Genomic DNA, 20621 nt, shown 5'->3' with positions numbered 1-20621 from the left:
TATTTTTATTTTAATAGATTAAGAACATTAAAGTTTACTGAAGAGGAGATTAGAAATGAAGAAGAGAAAAAGCTTTCCTTACAAAGTCCTTGCAACGACAACTTTAGCTTCCATGTTATTTACATCGACAGGATTTGCTGAGGGAACAAACGAAAATCAAGTACCAGCTCCAAGTGTAGATGAAATTGTAAAACAAGGTCAAAAGATTTTTGCTGAAGAGCAGAAGCAAGCTGTGGGAGAAGCTGTAGACCCATTTGGATATCAAGATTTAAAAAATGTACAAGCATATAAACCAACTGATAAAGTACGTGTAATTGTTGAAGTCGAGGAACCTACAACTACAGATACTTCTACTCAAACTAAAAAGACACGGTTTAAACAAAAGCAAGACCAAGTAATTTCACAAATTTCAAAGGAGAGATCAACTCCTAAAATAAATCAACGTTTTTTTGAAGGATTTAATGGATTTAGTATGGAAACTGAATACCGTAACTTAAAAGATATTCAAGAAACTCCGGGTGTAACAAATGTACATATCGCGAGACAATTCCAACCATCAATGGGAGCAAGTAAAGAATTAGTACAAGCTCAAAAAGTATGGCAAAGCTACGGATACCAAGGTGAGGGATTGTTAGTAGCTGTTGTTGATACAGGAATTGATTATACACATAAAGACATGACGATCACTGAAAAAGGAAAAGCAAAAGAAAAGTATACGAAAGAAAATATTCAAAGCAAGCTTGATCAAACAAGTGTCGGTGATGTTTGGTATAGTGACAAAGTTCCAACTGGTTATGACTGGGCAGATCATGATACAGATGTAATCCCGCATGGTGCAGGAAATGAACATGGTATGCACGTAGCTGGTACTGTTGGTGCAAATGGTGATGAATCTAATGATGGAGTACAAGGTATCGCTCCTGGCGTACAGCTATTAGCTGAAAAAGTTTTCTCAGATAAGGCAAGTGGTGCGTATGAGGATGACATCATTGCAGGTATCGAGCATGCAGTCACAATGGGTGCAGATGTTATTAATATGAGTTTAGGATCTGATTCGGGGTTTGTTAGTGAAGAAGATGATCCAGTTCAAAAAGCGATCCGTGAAGCGACTGAACAAGGTACCCTTGTAGTTGTGGCGGGGGGGAATTCTGCTTATAGTACACAAAATAATTTGTTACAATCTTCTGCGAAACCATATGCTGAAAATCCAGATATTGGTACAGTTGGAGAACCAGGTGTAAGTCCTTTCGCGTTATCTGTTGCTTCTTATGAGAATACAAACATACATATGAATACACTTCAGGAAGAAAATGGATTACAGCTTCCTTATAAAGATCAAACTCAATTTAACTTCGACCTTTCTAAAGTATTATCACCGCTTGAATCTTATGAAATGGTATATGTTGGAGAAGGTAAAACAGCAGATTTTAAAAATCTTCCTGATTTAACAGGCAAGATTGTTGTCGCAAAACCAAAGGTAAAGTATGGTACATACTCTTATATTCAATCTGAAGCAAGCAAGAAGAAAGCAAAAGCAGTTATCCTTGTTCCTGCAAATGAGGATATTGATTACCCGAGAGTTTATTGGAGTACTTATTCTTTATTTCCGCAAGCAGCTACGACTAGTAAAGCAATCGGTGATGCATTAATTTCGAAGTTAACGAGTGGTTATATTGTAAAAATGAAACCGTCTAAAGGGGTGTATGTTGACAATCCAGATAAGAACACGATGTCGTATTTCTCATCTTACGGAGCACCTCATACATTAGACTTTAAACCAGAAATCTCTGCGCCGGGAGGTAATATTTACTCAACAGTACCAGGTAATGGCTATGAAGTGATGAGTGGTACATCAATGGCAACTCCTCATGTTGCAGGTGGCTCGGCATTAGTATTACAATCGCTTTACGAAAAAGGCTTAAAACATTCAGAAGAAGCAGCGTTAAAAGCAAAAATTGCTTTAATGAATACTTCTAAACTAGTACAGGATCCTCGTACTAATAATGAAGTACCATATTCTCCACGTATTCAAGGATCTGGATTAATGCAAATTAAAAATGCAATCAAAACGCCTGTACTTGTGACAAGTGAGAATACACCACTTGAGAAAGCAGGGGCAGTTGCGTTAAAAGAAATTAAAACGAATAATATACATTTCAAATTAAATGCAGAAGCTCTTCAAAATCTGAATGTAAAAGATTTAGAATATCAAGTGTATGTAGATGTATTAGCTGATGGCAGAGAAACAAAAGAGTTTGATTTAGACTATGATGGAACATTGGATTCAAAAGAATATTTAACGTTAAAAAGTGAGCGTATCCAAGGTGCTACAGTAACTGTAAATGGTGAAACAGTAACAGACACGGAAGGAAAGACGTTAAAAATCAAACCGGGACAAGAAAAAAATCTTGATGTTCAAATTCAACTTCCATCAAGCTTAAAGAACGGTTCATTTGTTGAAGGATATGTACGTTTAGTTCCGTCTGGAAATAATAGCGATTCAGCAGTACCGTTAACAGTTCCTTATATGGGATATTTTGGTGAATGGGATGAGCCTCAAAATATTGATCCAGCTGCGTATGAAAAAGATGCATTCTTAGGTTATACGACGCTTTGGAATGATGAAATTGGAGCAGAAAATGTATTCCCATTAGGCTATGATTCAAGAACAGGAAGATTTAATATGGATCGAATCGTTATGTCTCCTAATACTCCATTGAAAGTAGTGTACCCATCATTTACAGTACTTCGTAACTTAGCTAAAACAGAAATGTACGTTGAAAATGATAAAGGTGAATTACTTCAATACTTAGGTGATTTTAGTGAATATACTGGTAAGCCGTGGAAATTCCGTAAAAACATTATGTCTTACAGAAACTATTTGAATACTGGATATGGTTGGGATTTAAAGGATCAAAATGGACAGTTAGTGAAGGATGGTGTTTATAACTATGTCATTAAAACGACACTTGATTATAAAGATGCGAAGCCACAAATTGTAAAACTTCCATTGCATATTGACTCTGTTGCTCCAGTTGTTTCAGATATAAAAGTAACACCTAAAGATGGGCAATATGAAATCTCGTTCAAAGCGGATGATGTTGGAAGTGGTTATAATGGTGCGATCGTTTGGTATAACGGTAAATATAAGCCATTACCTCAAGGTGCTACATCTACTCTAGTAAAAGAAGAGCCAAAGAGCGTAGTAGTATTAGGAGCAGACTATGCACTAAACCAAAGTTATACAGTTTGGGGAGACCCTTCTTATATTAACGATGGAATGCTTGTTAGCTATTTCAGTGTATATCCAAATAAAAATGTAAATGCAAAAACTCCTGCAGGAATCAATGCATTTGCAAGTAACGCTGTAAATTGGAAAGTTTATGTTAAAGATGCTAATGGTAACGTAATTGATTCTTTAGATGCGGAAAATAAAACTGAAATTCACTTGAAATGGACTCCAGAAGCAGATGTTCCAAACGGTACGTATTCAGTTTATGCCGATGTAACTAGTAAAGATGGATTTAAAGTAACAACTAAGGCACAGACGGTTACAGTAGTACAACAATAAAGAATTAATAAATAAAAGTGTAGGGAAAAATTAAAAAGTACCCTATAGAGAAGACATTTGAAAAAGGTCACCTCTATAGGGTGCTTTTTTATATATTAAATAGAAATAGAAAATAAATTTGAAATGTAAAACTGGGCTGATTATGTAGTTGATAATTTCTAACGTACCGCATGCTTAAGCTGTATTAGGCCAAGTTCCTAATTTTATTGAACTTCCTATTCCACCAAATGTTAGGTTTATTGTTAATTCTTCTCAAATAAATGTACTATTCATGAAATGTAGATTGATGTCTTTTAGATTATACAAGTTTATAAACTTTCTCCGAACATTATGTCGAATATCGTTGAGAATTTGGATTATTACTCTAAATACTCACTATATACAAGGTTTATATAACCCAATTGAAAAAATTCTGAATATTCTTGATAATAAAATTTGTAAAGTAACTTTTTGTGAAGGATTGAGTATGAACGTTAAAAATTATATTTAATAGATTCATATAAGCAGTCATCATTAGATTTTACTTGCGTTAAAGGATACTAGGAGGAGAATGTAAATGATAGGGAAACCGAAGATTAAGAAGTATGTTACTGCAATGATGACAACGGCTCTTATTGCAGTTCCGACCTTTCAAGCGTTTGCTGATGGTACTAGCAATACAATCTTAAATGGAGCAAATAGTTCTGAAGAAACAAATCTTCAGGGGATTAACGCAAAAGCAAGCACTGGAAAACATATGATTACGCTTATTACAGGTGATGTTGTGACAGTAACAGAATTTGCGGATGGACAAAGTGTTATAAGTGTCGAGCCCGCAGACAAAGCAGCAGGCGGAACACGTATTATGACGGTCGATAAAGATACATATGTTATTCCAGATCAAGCAATGCCTTACTTAGCTTCAGGAGTTTTAGATATGAATTTATTCAATATCACTACTCTTATTGCTGAGGGATATGATGATGCTTCTCAAGAAACGTTTCCAGTAATCGTACAATATACACAGTCGAAAACTCGCTCAGCAGTTCAGCCAACACTTAAAGCTTCGAAAAAGATACATGTACTTGAAAGTATTAATGGTGCAGCACTTTCTGCTGACAAGAAGGATTCGAAAGATTTCTGGCAAGACATCAAGAAAAATATACCTACTGCTAATAGTACAAGATCCCTTGTTACTCCAGGAATTGAAAAGATCTGGTTAGATGGCCGAGTTAAAGCTAACCTTGAACAAAGTGTTCCACAGATTGGGGCACCTACTGCTTGGAATTCAGGTTTCAATGGACAGGGCGTAAAAGTAGCCGTTCTTGATACAGGAATCGATGCGGAACATCCTGATGTAACAGGTCAACTGAAAGAGGCAAAAAGCTTCGTACCAGGGGAGGATGTACGCGACTTTAATGCACATGGTACGCATGTAGCATCCACTGTACTTGGAACTGGCGCAGCTTCAGGTGGAAAAAATAAAGGGGTAGCTCCAGGAGCAAGTTTACTTGTCGGAAAAGTACTTAATAATGCAGGATCTGGTTTGGAATCCTGGATTATCGACGGCATGGAATGGGCTGCGCATAATGCCAAAATTGTAAGTATGAGCTTAGGTAGTAGTGAGGCAAGTGATGGAACTGATCCGATGTCTCAAGCTGTAAATAACTTAAGTGCAGAAACGGGTTCGCTATTTGTCATTGCGGCTGGTAATACAGGTGCTGAGGGTATTGGTTCTCCTGGAGCAGCAGATGCGGCACTAACAGTTGGTGCGGTTGATAAATCTGATAAACTTGCTTATTTTTCATCAAGGGGTCCACGTTTTGGAAGTTCGGGATTAAAGCCTGATCTCACATCACCGGGTGTTAATATTAACGCTGCTCGTTCACAATATACAACTAAAGGTAGCGGTTCTTATATTTCGATGAGTGGTACGTCTATGGCAACGCCACATGTAGCAGGTGCAGCTGCTATTCTTGCACAACGTCATCCTGATTGGACGGGAGCGCAGCTGAAGGATGCCTTAATGAGTACAACGAAAAAACTAGATAATATTAAGCCACTTGAAGGAGGAACTGGTCGACTTGATGTTGCAGCTGCAACATTAGGAAATATACGTGCAACAGGATCACTGGACTTTGGTTTCTACGATTGGCCACATAATAATGATGTTCCTGTTGATAAAACGATTACATACACAAACGATGGTGATGAGTCTGTAACACTAGATCTATCAGCAAAGATTACAGATAAGAGTGGTTCAGATGCTCCAGTAGGTTTATTCAAGCTTTCAACAAACAAGATTACAGTGCCAGCAAAAGGAAGTGCAAAAGTTACTGTAACACTTGATCCGAAACTTGGAGCTCTTGGTTCACGCTATCAAGGACAGATTTCTGCAGATATAGATGGTAAAACGATAGTGCATACTGCAACGGCTATGATCAAAGAAGATGAAAGATACCCACTTACTTTAAAGGCGATTGATCGTGAAGGAAATCCTACCTTGACGTATATCAATCTACTTGGACCAAGTGGCGTTCCAGAGTTTATTGCAATTGATGGTACAAAGGAATTACGACTGAAGCCAGGAACTTATTCAGCAATGTCAATGATGAAAGTTGACGGTGAAACAGATCACGCTGGTGTTGCACTTGTCGGAAATCCAGAAATTAACTTGAATGGTCCACAAACTGTTGAATTGGATGCTCGTAAAGCAACTGAAATAACAGCAAATGTTCCAAATAAGACTGAAGTGACTTTTAGAAAAATGGAATATTTCCGTACGATCAATGGAAAAGCTGTTGGTGAAACTTCCGTAATGCCAGTTACTGTAGATAAAATGTATGCTGCACCAACTGAGCCAGTTAAAAATGGAAAATTCACAATGAACACACGCTGGAGACTTGTAGAACCTGTAATGGAGATTAACTTCCGTGGCCACATACTTGATGAAATCCCTCAAGCTGGAAGTACGTTACTAAAAGGTGACTTCGACTTTGAAGCTGTTTACGCAGGAAAGGGTGCTCCGGAAGATTACAATGGTCTGGATGTGAAGGGTAAGACAGTTATCGTTGAACGTAGTAGTGAAGTATCTGGACCAGCTCGAGCTCAAGCAGCATATGAAGCAGGTGCAAAATTAGTAATTACCGTAAATAATGGTCCACAAGAATTCAGTGAATACGTAGGAACAAATACTGGAGATACGCCCGTTGCGGTTGCTTCAATTAGTGGAACTGAGGGTCAAGAGCTTATTGAAGCTGCGAAAAGTGGCAACGTAAGACTTAACGTAAAAGGTAACCCTGATACTGAATACGTTTATGATCTTGTCGATCATCATCATGATGCAATTCCAACTGATTTAACTTATTCCCCTAAATCGAAAGATCTTGTGAAGATTAATGCTCAATACAAATCAGACCGCCCTGCACAAGGAGCTGAGTTCAGATGGGATATTCCAGCATATAGTTCGAGTGCAGTAGGCTTCCCATTTAAATTGAATTTACCATCAGTAAGAACTGAGTGGGTATCAGCCCAAGATGGAAATTCCTGGTATCATAAAGCTTACGTGCTTGACAGCCCATGGGAAGTGCGTGAACCAATAGTGACCTACAAGCCAGGTCAAACACTAAATGAAGAATGGTTCGCACCAGTTGTACGTCCTCGTTTAGGTGACAACTTCTGGAAGCCTGTTCGACAAGGTAACAACTTCCAATTAAATATACCTGCTTGGGCTGATTCAGGATTAGGACATACTGGTTATTCAGAAACAACTTCTCAACAAAATCAAACACTTAAATTGTATCAAGGATCAAAGCTTGTGAAAGAAGCAAAAGATGTACTTTACTCAAATAATAATCCTATTGAAAACACTGAGTACCGACTAGTTAGTGATGCTTGGCGCAACGCAGAACGCTGGAACACATCCGTTAGAACACATACAGAGTGGACATTCTGGTCTAAAAATCATGAAAATAAACAGACAGAACTTCCATTTATATCACTTGATTATAAAGTGGATACTGACATGAACGGTAACGCAAAACCAGGCCGATGGATCGATTTAGGCTTGAATGCTATCCAGGTAACTGGCGTACCAGAAAACGGCAAAATTAATGGTGCATCTCTTGAAGTTTCATATGACGAAGGTACGACATGGGAAAAAGTAGAATTAGTTTCTGAAGGAGATGGATGGACAGCGAAAATAGAGAATCGCAAAGGTGCAACTTCTGTTTCACTTAGAGCTAGTGCTTGGGATGATGCAGGTAACAGCATTAAACAAGAAATTATTAAGGCTTTTGGTCTAAAATAAGTTAGTATAAATATTGTCAACTTTACAGGAAATGACTTAGTTTGTAGTCTTGTTCATTCATTTAAATTGTATTATAAAGGGAGATTGTCTTTTCAGTTAATCTCCCTTCATGCTGTTGAAAATAAATCTTCAAGAAAAATGCCACAAATAAACAAAGGAATGGTGAATTTAAACTCGAATAACTAATTACTCAAGACGTAATCGATGATTAATCAACAATGTGTTTAATCCAGCATAACGATAAATGTCCATAAAATGAACTCAACCAATTCTTCTATTTGAGAGTCATTAGTAATGGTCTAGAGTATTTTTCATCATCTTTATTATAAAATCTGGTCGGACAGCACAACGGATTGAATAGAAGGAAAAGTGTACCTTACTTTCATTTCCGTATGTGTCGCTTCGGTATTAAATCGACCGATAACCACGGTCTATACATTGCTACCTATATTCCGTAGGTTCCTGTTCCATTTACGACAAGGCCGCCACACCGAACGAGCCCGGAAACCGTAAAATCAAAGATTGAAAGAATAAAAGATAAAAGGAGAGCAGCCATTACGGCTGCTTTTTGTTTGTGATTTTTCCCATTTGCCTTCCGAATCGTAAAACAGCGAAAGCCGACTAACTTTCCAGCCGGTAGGACACCCGAATCTTTCCGTCAAGTAAAAGAAAAAATGAAGAAAAAAACAAGGGAAAGGAGTGTTGAAAAATGGAATTAACGTCAATCTTTGAAGTGGTACGAATTAAGCAGGAAATTAGGGAAGTATCAGAAACGTTTGAATTTGGTCGAATTACATCGCCTCAAGAAGCACAAAAATTAGCGGCTTCTTTCATTGCAGACGAAGATAGAGAAGTATTTCTTGTCCTCATGCTGAATACAAAAAATGAAGTTGTTGGGTTACATAAAGCTCATGTAGGAAGCTAAAATGCAATCGTCGTCCATCCAAGAGACGTGATGAAATGCGCCATTTTAAATAATGCGGCTTCTATTATTGTCAGTCACCAACATCCTAGCGGAGATAGTACACCGAGAAGGGAAGACATCGAAGTCACAAAGCGACTTGTTGAAGCAGGAAAAATCATGGGAATTGAAGTCTTTGAACATATCATCGTTTGTTATAAAGGGAATCATTACAGTTTGAAAGAACACGGGAAGATGTAGCAAAAAAGGGAGATTCCCTCCTTTTGTTAAAATGAAGTTTTTATATAGGGTGGGGATCTGCGTAACGATTTTTTTACGCATGGTAGAAAAGCATACGCTTTTCTTTGAAGAAAGCATGCATTGAGCCTACTGGGGGCTGCTGCGCATCTTTTTTAAAAGGAAATTCATAAGAAGATTCGAAAGAAAGTAATGAAGCGGATTGAAAAATCATCAATTAAACAAACGTTTGATTATGAAGATAAGTTTTTTTTGTTCAAACTTTGATGCGTTTCGGTAATGCTGGATATTAATTTTTTAATAAAGGAAAAATTTCATAATCAAAGAGTAATAATTACTCACAATTACTCAGTATTTAACAGGGGAGAGGGGATTCTAACGAAGTAAACCGGCCGACCCAGAGATAAGAGTGGAAATTTAAATATTGTTAGAAAAGGAAGGGCCTAACTTCGAAGAGGGATATGATTATCAGCAATTCAATTACACGATTACTGATGAAATCGTTCTTGTGATGGTAAAAGAGATTAATCATCATCATTAGTATTAATATAAACATTGTTAATGTTAAAGTTATGAATATTGTTATTATTAATATATATATTGATGTTCTCTGGAAATGTTAATAAAGCACTTATTGTAGATTTTAATTTAATTTCATCAATACTTCTTTAAATCGTACGGTTATTAACCAATCTATTTCTTATGAAGTATGACCTATAAGTACATTAAGAATACGGATTGGTATTCAAAATGGAAAAATAAAGTATCTAACACTAAAGGATATTATATAGTAAAATTAATCTTTGAATTAATGGTCCTACAAAATATAATTTGTAACCGGAAACATTGGAGGATAATATAGTTGGATATGATAAAGGGCGAGTGGAGAAATATTTTCAGCCATCGCAAAACTGGATTAACATTGATAGCCATTCTTTTTGTACCGTTGCTTTATAGCAGCATTTTTCTATCTGCTTTTAGAAATCCTTATTCTAAAACTGGAGACCTTCCTATTGCAGTAGTAAATGAAGATAGGGGATCAGCATTTGCTGATCAGAATTTACAGCTGGGAAAAGACTTGGTTCATGATTTGAAACAGAACCACTCGTTTAAATGGAAATTTACCAGTCGTATAGAAGCGTTTAAAGGGTTAAAAAATGAAGATTTTTACATGGTAGTTGAAATTCCAAATGATTTCTCTAAAAATGGAGCTACATTGTTAGATGAACATCCTAGTAAAATGGGATTGAGATATTACACAAATCCAGGGAAAAACTATACTGCATCAACAATAGCAACCTCTGGAATTAATAAAATCAATGAGAAAATATCAAATTCAATCACAAAACAATATGTAGTCACATTATTTAATCGCATAAATAAAGTAGGCGATCATTTACAAAATGCAAGTACTGGGGCTAATAAAATAGATCAGGCTGCAAACAAAATTACAAATGCTTCTAAAACTCTACAAGACTATTTGCAGAGTTTTGCTGCTGGTACCTTATTATTTAAAGACGGCTCACAAAGAATTTACAATGGAACGCAGGAGTTTCAAACCGAAATTGGCCGTCTTTCTAATGGGATACAAACACTTAATAGTGGTATGGATCATTTAGAAAATGGCTTGGGTGTTTTAAACAAGACAGGTGAAAATCTTTCTAAAGGTTCTAAAGAATTAGAACAAGGGGCTAACGATCTAAGAGTAAGCTCACAGCAATCATACCAAGAGACAATTAGATTTCAAGAAAAAATTGCCCCACTATTGATCGCAATGGAGGGAGTAAATGAAAAACAACCTGAAATAATTAGCCAACTGAACTCTTTACAACAAACAATTCAAGTTCAGAATCAGCTAGTAAATGAACAAAAAGAACTGATCATTAAAAGCAAAAGTCTTTCAGAGCAAGAGAAACAAGGTTTGCTTTCGAATTTGGATCATTTATTGTCTCCTTCCAATGCAGGAGCGTCGGTTGAGTTAGAACAAGGAATCACTGATTTTGAGTCTATGCTGTTAACCGTTTCACAAGGTTCACAGGAAGTGCAAAGTCAACTTGATCAGTTTGTAAAAGGACAACAATTGATGTATGAAGGCACTAAAAAATTGGCAGAAGGGCAACATAACTTTAGTTCAAATCTAGGAACATTTAACCAAATGTTAGCCAAAGCACATAATGGTGCTAACAAACTAACCGATGGAACAAGCGCTGTTTCTGACAGTATTTTAAAGATGGATAATGCAAGTAATCAATATGCAAAAGGGATTAAAAGCTTAACTCTAGTGCCAATCAATTAAGTGAAAGCTCTCAAAAACTTGCAGTTGGTTCCGCATCATTATATAAAGGAGCATCCCATCTTTCTGATGGAACAAAACAATTACGTTCTTCCTTACAATTCGGTGCTGCTAAAACGAATGAACTGAATTTGAATAATAAAAATTACGACATGTTATCTAATCCAATAAAGTTAGAATCTCACAAAATCAGTGAGGTAAATGATTATGGAGCAGGATTAATTCCTTATATATTGGCTATTGGCTTGATGGCTAGTGCATCATTTTTCTCTTCTACTTATCAACTTAAAGAAACAACTTTAGAACCATCATCTGGTGCGTCTTGGTTTCTCAGTAAGCACAGTGTAGTTATTATGGTTGGGTTGGTTCAATCAATTCTAGCAGTAACAATTCTTATTCAAGGCATGGGCCTAGATGTTAAACATGCATGGGGGTTATATCTTTTTACAATTTTGACGAGTCTTACTTTCCTATCGTTGGTTCAAATGCTCTGTACCATTTTGGGAAAAATAGGACAGATGCTTGGATTCATTATACTCTTACTACAAATTGGCGGTAGCTCAGGTATATTCCCTATAGCTTTAGCACCCCCATTTTATCAACATATCCATGCATTCCTTCCAATGACATACGCTATAAAAGGATTTAGGGATCTTATCTCGATTGGAAATGGTCTGCACGATGTATGGAATCAAGCATTAATGTTAGCTGTGTTTGGATTGGTCTTTAATGCTAGCACTTTCTTATTTTTTGTTTTTCAATTAAAACATAAAAAAACATCTCAGTCACTTAAGCAAACATTAAATTAAAATGAATGCCCATTATTTCTTTAATAGAGATAGTGGGCTTTTTTATATTGACTTTTTTCTAATTGATAGAAATAATGATTTTAAAAGAATCGATTGCTACATTCAATCATGTTAAAATGCATGTTCGAACTTGGATGTGTAAAGACCAATAATGCTGAGAAAATGATATTTTAAGTGGAAAGATTTTAATTCCAAAGAGTAAGAATTTCTAATTTTTACTCACAAATACTCAGTATTTAGCAGGGGGAGGTCTTCTAGCGACATAACCGACCGACCCAGAGATAAGAGGGGAAATCTTAATCCGATTCTCAAAGATGAAAATATCTGAGTTAAGAGCGTTATAAATCAAAAGATTAAAAAGGACTTAAATTTATAGTAAGAAGGCAAGTGGAATCGTCAAAAAAAGGAGAGTGTATATTTGGTAACGAATTAGTACGTAAAGGACTCATATTAGTTTAAAACATTTAAAATTTTTTCAAAATCGATCAAATAAAAAACGCATCGAATAAATAGATATTAATATCCATTTAAATTCGATACGTTTATTAATATTAAACTTTTCTACCTTTTTCAATACTTTCTTCTAATCGATTGTCAAAGTCTTTATCAGCCATAATATACATAAAGTAACACCAACTTTTTTTATTCACATTATGAACAGAAAAGGAGATTTCTATTCGTGGAAATAACAATAAATCTGTCTGAGGAAACTGTTGCTGAATTAGAAAAGTTAGTAAAGTACTATAAGCACAACAATCTATTATATGGAAAGGAGAATGATGCGACAATAGAAGATGTCATAAAGGGCGCGATCGCAATGTATCTTTCCTGGTTACCGGCAAAAGGTAGACCATTAGTATCTAATCAATCTTTTAAAATTGAAAATAAGATTCAAAGCATATTTGAGAATCAAGGAAAAAATCAAAAAGAAGTTACAGAATTAACTGGTGTAAGCAGAAGTACTTTAAGTAATATCTGGAACGGTGCCGTTCCTACCTTAGAGAATTTTATTCGAATTTGGCTAGCTTTAGGTAAGCCACCAATAGAGCAAATATTAAAGATTAAACCTGTGGAATCTGAATAGATCCTGCAGGTTTTTTTATTTTATTTAGAAAAAATCCAACAAACTGGATTGAAAATTTCATTCTAGTGGAATAGGACAAGCACGACAACTAATACATTTTAGCAAAGAGTAAGAATTACTAAAAGTTACTCACAATTACTTACTATTACTCAAAATTACACAGAACTTAGTAGGGGAGAGGTGCTTCTTAGAGAAAAAACCGACCGACCTAAGGATAAGCGCAAATTTTTAAATGATTTATAGGAAGGAGAGAGAGGGAATGAATCTTAATCCGATTTTCAATAATGAAAACTACAAGAAAAGACAATCTAATAAGAAAACAAGGTCTGATAAAAAAAGTGATATTAAAATCTACGTTACAGAAAATACTTATAACTATTTATATAAAAAATCAAGTGCACTGGATATTAGTATGACAGAACTTGTTTCTAATGCTTTTTATGTGATGTTTCGAAGAGGATATGATTATCAGCAATTCAAATACACGATTACTGATTACATGGTTCATGTAAAACTATGCAAACAAGATAATGAGACACTTGGTAGATATGCTGGAGAATGGATGATGAACAAACGTAAAGCAGCGACAAATATTTTTAATAACATTTTGTATATAAGGGGTGTTTAAATGATAACAAAGTCTTATAGCGAAGCTGATTTACTATATTATGATTATTGTAATCGGAAAGGTAAAACGTTTTTCAGAGGGATGAATAAATTATTTGGCGTGGCATTGAATATCGAAATCCCTTCAGCCCATTTTACTAGATTAACTACGATCTGCCGAGAATTTAGAAAAAAAACAGGTGGAGTAATATTCATCAATAAATTAATTGAATTCCTCGTTCAAGATTTTATTGAAGAAATCTCTATGACAGCAAATAGAAAAGATATCTATAGAAGGATTATCAATATGGACCATTCTGTTGAAATTACTGGGATAAATGATAATGAAGTTTCAAAGATTCATAGTTTACCAAATTCCTATTTTTCTAACTTACAGTCTACTAGAGTCATATTTAAATATGATGATATTTATCGATTAGAAGTCATACTAGCTGATTTAGATGTACTACATGAGCATGAATATACAGCCGAAAAATTAATTGGATACCTAGTATCTGCTTTCGTCATCGATATTCAACAATCCGGCCTAGGAAAGGTAATGAAAGAATTGACTACTAAACTGGATCTAGGGGAGGAATGTTAAAATGACTACACCTTACAACCCTTTAAATCAAATTATTGCGATTGATGCTGGTAATAACGAAGTAAAGGTATGTTATGGGAGTAAGTTAGATAAATTTTGTTCCGCGATAGCCGATTGGCATAAAAGACCACAACAGGAACAACATGGATCAGATGACATGGAATGGGAATACGAGGGTGTGAAGGGGTTCGGAGGAACATTAGCAAAAATAGAATCCGAATTTGGGAGTGGAATGTACGGAGCTTCTAAAAATCACTTCGAAGCGACAATGCGGATTTTATTAGCATTACACCGAAATACAAACGAAAAAGAAGTGTATCTAGCTGTAGGTAATCCATATGATTCATTAACGAAAGAAGTAGCACTAGACATAAAAAATTCCTTAATTAGAACGCATGAAATAAAAGTAAATGGTCACATGAAGAAGTTCGTCATTAAAGATGTGATTGTTGCTGCTGAGGGAGCTGCAGCATTTCATTCAGTACCATACACGACTGAATTAGTTCGAATCATTGACGTTGGAAGTGGAACCGTGAATTTAATCAGTATTCTTAGAGGTAGAATTATTGATATAGAAAGCTTTACAACAGACTATGGAATGCTGACAAGTAAGTATGGTGAAGCGAGTCCATTTGCAATTGCAAGAGGAATTATTGGTGATACGTCTAAGAAATGGAAAAAAGACGATAAAGTAAAAGTGGTAGGAGGACCTGCTGAGATCATTGTACCTTTTATTAAAAATCATTATAAAAACACAGAAATAATTACACCGCAGATATGGACAACTGATGGCATTAAGTTCGCTCAACCAATTTTTAGTAATGTTGTCGGAATGTATAATTTGGCTCTGAAAAAATTTAGTGACCTGGTGCAAATATAATGGGAAAACGAGGGAGAAAAAAACAGGAAACAGCCAGAGTGCAGATTACATTATTTATTTCAAACAAAGAAGATAAGGAGATCTATGAGTTTATCACACAGGCGACCAGTAATAGTGCTGCAGGTAGGGAGTTATTATTAAATGCGTGGAGAATGACTCATAAACAATTTGTTCCAGAGCAGAATAAAATAGATGATGTTGAGATTTATGATCGAAATAATGAATTTCGATTTGATACTGTTCCAGAAGGGTTAGAGATTGTTTATGAGGAAGGTTTACAAGAAGATGTTGGCGCAATGGACGATTTCTACTATTAATAAATATAAACGCATTAGCGATTGCTAATGCGTTTTTTACAATGCTTTTTCAAACACTTTATTTTATACTTGCGAAACATATCATACAAACTTTCACTAATTGATGAAAACAGTTGATTAACCTCTCAATATAATAGCGCCTAAACAAACCAGATACCAAAAGACGTCTTCGCCAATCGGTATAATTGTAGAATAAAAGAAGGACATTTAAAACATAAACTTGAATTTCTTTAAACGAGACTTTATTTATATGTCATTTGACTACACAGCGCTAGATAATTAATTTTAGGTCAAGTAGACTAAAACTAGTTTTATATACTTTAAGGGAAGTGATAGTAAAATGATTTATACATGGAATATTGAGAAGTTCATTAAAGATACACTTGATAAGCACAATTTAAATATTAACTATGAATTTTACAATAATCTCACAGTACCAATGAGTTATAATGTATCGACAAATACTATAAAATTTAATTATCTTCAAGTAAACGGTTATATCAGTAATATTAGAATTAAAGAGACAGATGAAAATTTTGTTAAAATTATACTTTACCATGTGATTGGTTACTACTTAGATTTTAAGAAAAATAAACATGATTTAAGAATTCTAAAGTATGGTGACGACGAAGAAATAGAAGAGCTTAAATATATAATAGAAGCGAATGCTTGGGATTATGGAAGAACATTGATTTCTGAGGAGCTCTTACACTCATATGATAAAGTTCGTGAATTAGATAAAGCACTAATAAGGAGTCGATTGACGAATATTTAATAAAAGCATGAAGGGTTTAGAAAAGACTTCTCGAATAATAGTCGGTTGTCCGTTAGCGATTGTGAGTACTGCGATAAGAAAAAAACATTCGGTCTATCTTGCCATTGGGGTCATAGAGGAATACACACTGGTAAAGGCGTTAGTACCAAATTATTTCAAAGCTTAGAAGAATGGGCAGCTAAGCATGGTATTTTAAGATTGGGGCTGACTGTTGTGAAAAAAATGAAGCAGGAGTAGGTTTATATAAAAAATGGGTTTTAAAATTGAAGGACCAAAAAGAAATTCACAACTAATTGACGGTATAGCTATGATGAATATTACAAGGCTTAGTTATTATAAATATTTCTTGTTCAACTAACGGTTACTAACACTCTGCATTAGTTCAAGGTCATTTGTTAAAACAACTCTTTTCTTACAATTTCAATTTATTCTTAGCCGCATTGGAAAGGGAACTTCATTTGAAGTTCCCTTTCCGTTTATTTATGAATATACAGTATGACAGACAGGATAACCTCCACTGACATTGTCAGCTCCTAAATCAAATCTTTTTGCAAACTTAAAATTTTATTAAACAAAATTAATTATGATATAGAATATACTTTTCCTACTATCGATTCTGGAACACGATCAGCAATCGCTTTCCCAATTTGTATCGACGCGGTTGCAGCAGGGGATGGTGCGTTACAAACATGGATGCAATTTTTGCCTTCTATTAGATGGAAATCGTCAACTAATGTCCCGTCTGCCTTGAGAGCTTGTGCCCGAATTCCTGCAGGAGCCATTTCAAGATCTTCAGCTTGAATTTCGGGAATCAGCTGTTGTAAGCTTCGTACAAAAGCTTTTTTACTAAAGGAACGGACCATTTCTTCCATCCCTTCTTTCCAATACTTAGCGGCAATCTTCCAAAAACCCGGATAAGCCATCACTTCTGTAAAATCCTTTAGATTAAAATCAGTCTTGTGATATCCTTCTCGCTTAAAGCTTAAGACTGCATTCGGGCCGGCTTCCACATGACCGCCAATCATACGTGTAAAGTGAACACCTAGAAATGGGAAATTTGGATTTGGAACTGGGTAAATCAAGTGTTTAACAAGATGCTGTTTTTCTGGTTTTAATTGATAGTACTCTCCACGGAAAGGAATAATTTTCATATCTGTTTTCATTCCGCCACTTTGAGCCACCCGATCACTCTGCAATCCAGCACAATTAATTAAAAAGGATGCAAGAAACGAACCATTACTGGTTTCTATCTCTACACCGGTGCTGGTTTCCATAATCTTGCTAACTTTGATACCTAAACGTAGATCTCCGCCACTTTGAACTATAATCGATGCAAATTTATTTGAAACCTGCTTATAGTTCACGATCCCAGCCATCGGAACTCGAATTGCTACTAATCCGTTGACGTGTGGTTCAATTTCGAATAACTCTTCAGATCCGATTTTACTTATTTCTAGTCCATTAGCTAATCCTCGTGCATACAAATTATTAAGTAATGGGACTTCTTCTTTTTTTGTTGCTACAATCACTTTCCCGCATATTTCATGTTCAATTCCATGTTCTTGGCAAAATTCTATCATTGATTTACTACCATCTCGTGCAAATTTTGCCTTAAAGCTACCGGGTTTGTAGTAAATACCAGAATGAATTACACCGCTATTATGTCCTGTCTGGTGAGCAGCCCACTCTAATTCTTTCTCGAGCACAAGTATTTTAGCGTTTGGAAACCGTTTGGTTAAGGCCATCCCAGTTGAAAGCCCTACAATACCCCCACCAACTATTGCAAAATCATACATTTTTATCCCTCCAATAATACGCCAACAATGCTAAATCCCTAATGGTTACTTATACTTTTGCAAAATAACCTCTTTGTCTCAATAATTCACGATGTAAATTTGGATCCTTCTCAAAAGCTGCTCTTCCATGAAGCCAAAATGTATTATTAATCATGACAAGGTCACCGACAGGGAGTGGTAATGCGATCGTAGCTGGACTGTTTTCCATTGAGTCGGAAAGCTCATTCAAATAGGTTGCTTGTTCTAATGTAGTAGGATAAGCAAATTGATCTATAAAGCGAATACAAGGCTTTCCATTTTGATCATAAAAGGTTTGATTATAAATAGTTTGTTCAACATTTTTACTTGAAGGTGCTTTGTACTCGATACGGCAGCTTGCAATTGGGTGATTTGAAAACTTTTCTAAGTCTTCCCAGTCGTCTAGGTGAAGTAACCTTGATTCTCCACCAACAGCATTTTCTTCTGCAAATTTCATCATTAATAGCCAGTCTGTAGGCTCACCGACAAATGTACCATCTGTATGGAGGGTAAATAAACGATATGCTTGGCGCAAATAGGAGTCACTGTTATCTGTATCTTTTACAGTAAATCTAGCATAATAGGTTCCAGACATTGCATCGAAGTTTACTCCGCCTAATAAGTGCGTTAGCGCTGTTGAAAATTTGACATAGTCCTGGTCATCTGTTGTTTGATTTTGCATTCCGATCGTAAAACCACCGGACTCACGGTCGTGTAAAATAGAACGCACAGTTTCGGAAAATGATTTACCAAGTACCTCTTGAAGACGTTCTGCTAACACCATTCTCATAAAAGGTACATATTCTAGTTGCTGTGCATTTACAGATTTGTTTTCCGTTAAGAATGCAATTAATGCTTGATTATCAATTTCTATAGAATAAAGGCGATGATGATGTGGGTGCTCTTTGACCTCAAACGTATCATATTTTCCTACAAATGATTTTAAATTTTCTTGAATCAGATTCATTTTTTTTTCCTCCTTTTAAATTTAGGCAATAAAAATAGCCAGTTATACCATTCCAATTTGAAATGATATAACTGGCTATATACTACTTATGGCTTCTTTTGGGAAGTCCGATAGTCTTTACAGTTATTTTTATATTATTTAGTCGCATCAATTACTGATTGTGAAAGGGGATACCTTTCTACAAGTAATTTATAAATCTTATTTTATGTATCTGACTTTCATTTGTCAATAACTTTTGATGATTTTGAATATTTCAACTGTTTTTCATGTGAGCGTAGTGCTTATAGGCATCTTTAATTGCAGCAACCAATGCCGATTGTGCTTTGCCGTAATAATATTTTTCAATTAAATTAAGAATTGGATCCAGACCGTCTAAAAGACTATTTCCTTTTAGTAATTGACCTAAAAAATTCTGTGCATGACCAGTTGCCAACGTACATGAAGCATCAAGAATGACCCAATATTTTAAATCTGTTTCAAGTGTTACTGTCAATGTTTGATAAATGTCACTAGCAGCCATTCCTTGCGGGAGCTTTGCATGGCCGGCCAACATCACTGTTTTTTTCAATATCTTTGCCTCCCATTCAATAATAAAAACGATAAAAAAATGTCTTTTATACAAAACCTTATAGATACTGTTTTAAGAATTCTATGAAACTCTTACAAACTCTATTTTAAAAAAAGTCATGCGAATTTTACTTTAATATAAGGATTTTGAAATTTCTTCTGCAGTTTTTAACAATAAAGGGATATATTGTTCCATTGTTTTTTTATTCCAACGAAAAACTGGTCCGGAAATTGAAATGGCACCAATGACTTTTCCTTTTGCACCGAAGACTGGAGCTGATAACGCAGCTACATTCTTAGTAAGTTCTTCTTCATTTATTGAGAAACGGGTATTTACAATCGTGTCTAATTTTGGTCGAAGTAAATTTATTTCTTCCTCTGGGAGAGCGTTTAATACTTGTCCTTGTAAATCTTCACTAAGGAATGCCAAAATTACCCGACCACTTGACCCAAGTTGTAGTGGAATTCTGTTACCCACACCTGCTCTTCTGCTTATTTCTTGTTTACTTTCGTGTTCAACTACACACATCCTAACCATGCCTGTTAACATATACAAGCCGACCGTTTCCTTAGTTTCATCTCTCAAATTAATTAAATGCGGATCAATTAAATTGATAAGGGATATGTCAGTAATTATTTTATTTGCATAATCAATAAAAATCGTTCCAAGGGAATATTTTTTAGAGTTTATTTCTTGGAATACCAGACCCTCCATTTTTAAAGTAGCAAGGATACGATGTGTGATAGGAGGGGAGATATTTAAATTTTCGCTAATAGTTTTTATTCCTTGTGGACCGGGTGCTTCATTTAAATAATTAATAATTTTGATTGCACGTTGCACCGTTGTCGAAATCTTTGAGTTCATAAATAAAATCCTCCGAGTAAAT

The 20621-nt window shown here is 35.3% G+C and carries 13 protein-coding genes and 2 pseudogenes; 11 read left to right on the top strand and 4 right to left on the bottom strand.

The features are described 5' to 3' along the window. Nucleotides 1-55: 55 nt before the first annotated feature. The 11 genes and pseudogenes from CN514_RS00390 to CN514_RS00340 all read left to right on the top strand — a co-directional run bounded on the left by CN514_RS00390 (nucleotide 56) and on the right by CN514_RS00340 (nucleotide 16386). Complete coding sequence (locus CN514_RS00390; RefSeq protein ID WP_098230850.1) at nucleotides 56-3571, top strand: S8 family serine peptidase; 3516 nt, start codon at nucleotides 56-58, stop codon at nucleotides 3569-3571. Nucleotides 3572-4127: 556 nt separating this feature from the next. After that, nucleotides 4128-7859 carry a S8 family serine peptidase gene (locus CN514_RS00385; RefSeq protein ID WP_098230848.1) on the top strand — a complete coding sequence of 1244 codons (3732 nt, stop codon included), beginning with the start codon at nucleotides 4128-4130 and terminating at the stop codon, nucleotides 7857-7859. A 709-nt stretch (nucleotides 7860-8568) separates the two neighbouring features. After that, nucleotides 8569-9021 (top strand): annotated as a pseudogene (locus tag CN514_RS00380) (JAB domain-containing protein). Nucleotides 9022-9886: 865 nt separating this feature from the next. Beyond that, entirely contained in the window at nucleotides 9887-11314 is a 1428-nt protein-coding gene (locus tag CN514_RS00375; RefSeq protein WP_286141494.1) for a YhgE/Pip domain-containing protein, read from the top strand. Between the two features lie 86 nt (nucleotides 11315-11400). Continuing rightward, nucleotides 11401-12120: pseudogene (locus tag CN514_RS00370) on the top strand (YhgE/Pip family protein); the annotation flags it as partial. Between the two features lie 679 nt (nucleotides 12121-12799). Continuing rightward, entirely contained in the window at nucleotides 12800-13204 is a 405-nt protein-coding gene (locus tag CN514_RS00365) for a helix-turn-helix transcriptional regulator (RefSeq protein ID WP_098230843.1), read from the top strand. Nucleotides 13205-13463: 259 nt separating this feature from the next. After that, nucleotides 13464-13832 carry a hypothetical protein gene (locus tag CN514_RS00360; protein ID WP_098230842.1) on the top strand — a complete coding sequence of 123 codons (369 nt, stop codon included), beginning with the start codon at nucleotides 13464-13466 and terminating at the stop codon, nucleotides 13830-13832. Beyond that, a complete protein-coding gene (locus CN514_RS00355; RefSeq protein WP_098230840.1) occupies nucleotides 13833-14414 on the top strand; it encodes a hypothetical protein in 582 nt (193 codons plus the stop codon). Nucleotide 14415: 1 nt separating this feature from the next. Next, nucleotides 14416-15294: a ParM/StbA family protein gene (locus CN514_RS00350; protein ID WP_098230838.1), complete on the top strand. Its 879-nt coding sequence runs from the start codon at nucleotides 14416-14418 to the stop codon at nucleotides 15292-15294. After that, the gene (locus CN514_RS00345; RefSeq protein WP_098230837.1) at nucleotides 15294-15611 is read left to right on the top strand and encodes a hypothetical protein; all 318 of its coding nucleotides are present in this window, start codon (nucleotides 15294-15296) and stop codon (nucleotides 15609-15611) included. The genes CN514_RS00350 and CN514_RS00345 overlap by 1 nt, the downstream gene beginning before the upstream one ends. Before the next feature lie 340 nt (nucleotides 15612-15951). Beyond that, complete coding sequence (locus tag CN514_RS00340; protein WP_098230835.1) at nucleotides 15952-16386, top strand: hypothetical protein; 435 nt, start codon at nucleotides 15952-15954, stop codon at nucleotides 16384-16386. A gap of 581 nt (nucleotides 16387-16967) precedes the next feature. Here CN514_RS00340 and lhgO read toward each other — a convergent pair. The 4 genes from lhgO to CN514_RS00315 all read right to left on the bottom strand — a co-directional run bounded on the left by lhgO (nucleotide 16968) and on the right by CN514_RS00315 (nucleotide 20599). Next, nucleotides 16968-18182: an L-2-hydroxyglutarate oxidase gene (gene lhgO, locus CN514_RS00330; protein WP_098230832.1), complete on the bottom strand. Its 1215-nt coding sequence runs from the start codon at nucleotides 18180-18182 to the stop codon at nucleotides 16968-16970. A gap of 49 nt (nucleotides 18183-18231) precedes the next feature. After that, complete coding sequence (gene glaH / locus CN514_RS00325) at nucleotides 18232-19167, bottom strand: glutarate dioxygenase GlaH (protein ID WP_098230831.1); 936 nt, start codon at nucleotides 19165-19167, stop codon at nucleotides 18232-18234. Between the two features lie 253 nt (nucleotides 19168-19420). Then, nucleotides 19421-19735, bottom strand: coding sequence for a DUF3870 domain-containing protein (locus CN514_RS00320; RefSeq protein ID WP_483294989.1), 315 nt, complete (start codon nucleotides 19733-19735; stop codon nucleotides 19421-19423). A gap of 132 nt (nucleotides 19736-19867) precedes the next feature. Then, nucleotides 19868-20599, bottom strand: coding sequence for an IclR family transcriptional regulator (locus CN514_RS00315; RefSeq protein ID WP_286141492.1), 732 nt, complete (start codon nucleotides 20597-20599; stop codon nucleotides 19868-19870). Nucleotides 20600-20621: the final 22 nt, after the last annotated feature.

The organism is Bacillus sp. AFS001701, from assembly GCF_002559405.1.
GTDB lineage: Bacteria > Bacillota > Bacilli > Bacillales > Bacillaceae_G > Gottfriedia.
This window is presented reverse-complemented; position numbering and strand designations above follow the sequence as displayed.

Bases quoted from the DNA above. Each gene is read 5' to 3' on its own strand.
- CN514_RS00355 (WP_098230840.1), top strand. From the start codon at position 13,833: ATGATAACAAAGTCTTATAGCGAAGCTGATTTACTATATTATGATTAT.
- CN514_RS00390 (WP_098230850.1), top strand. From the start codon at position 56: ATGAAGAAGAGAAAAAGCTTTCCTTACAAAGTCCTTGCAACGACAACT.
- lhgO (WP_098230832.1), bottom strand. From the start codon at position 18,182: ATGTATGATTTTGCAATAGTTGGTGGGGGTATTGTAGGGCTTTCAACT.
- glaH (WP_098230831.1), bottom strand. From the start codon at position 19,167: ATGAATCTGATTCAAGAAAATTTAAAATCATTTGTAGGAAAATATGAT.
- CN514_RS00375 (WP_286141494.1), top strand. From the start codon at position 9,887: ATGATAAAGGGCGAGTGGAGAAATATTTTCAGCCATCGCAAAACTGGA.
- CN514_RS00385 (WP_098230848.1), top strand. From the start codon at position 4,128: ATGATAGGGAAACCGAAGATTAAGAAGTATGTTACTGCAATGATGACA.
- CN514_RS00350 (WP_098230838.1), top strand. From the start codon at position 14,416: ATGACTACACCTTACAACCCTTTAAATCAAATTATTGCGATTGATGCT.
- CN514_RS00315 (WP_286141492.1), bottom strand. From the start codon at position 20,599: ATGAACTCAAAGATTTCGACAACGGTGCAACGTGCAATCAAAATTATT.
- CN514_RS00345 (WP_098230837.1), top strand. From the start codon at position 15,294: ATGGGAAAACGAGGGAGAAAAAAACAGGAAACAGCCAGAGTGCAGATT.
- CN514_RS00360 (WP_098230842.1), top strand. From the start codon at position 13,464: ATGAATCTTAATCCGATTTTCAATAATGAAAACTACAAGAAAAGACAA.
- CN514_RS00340 (WP_098230835.1), top strand. From the start codon at position 15,952: ATGATTTATACATGGAATATTGAGAAGTTCATTAAAGATACACTTGAT.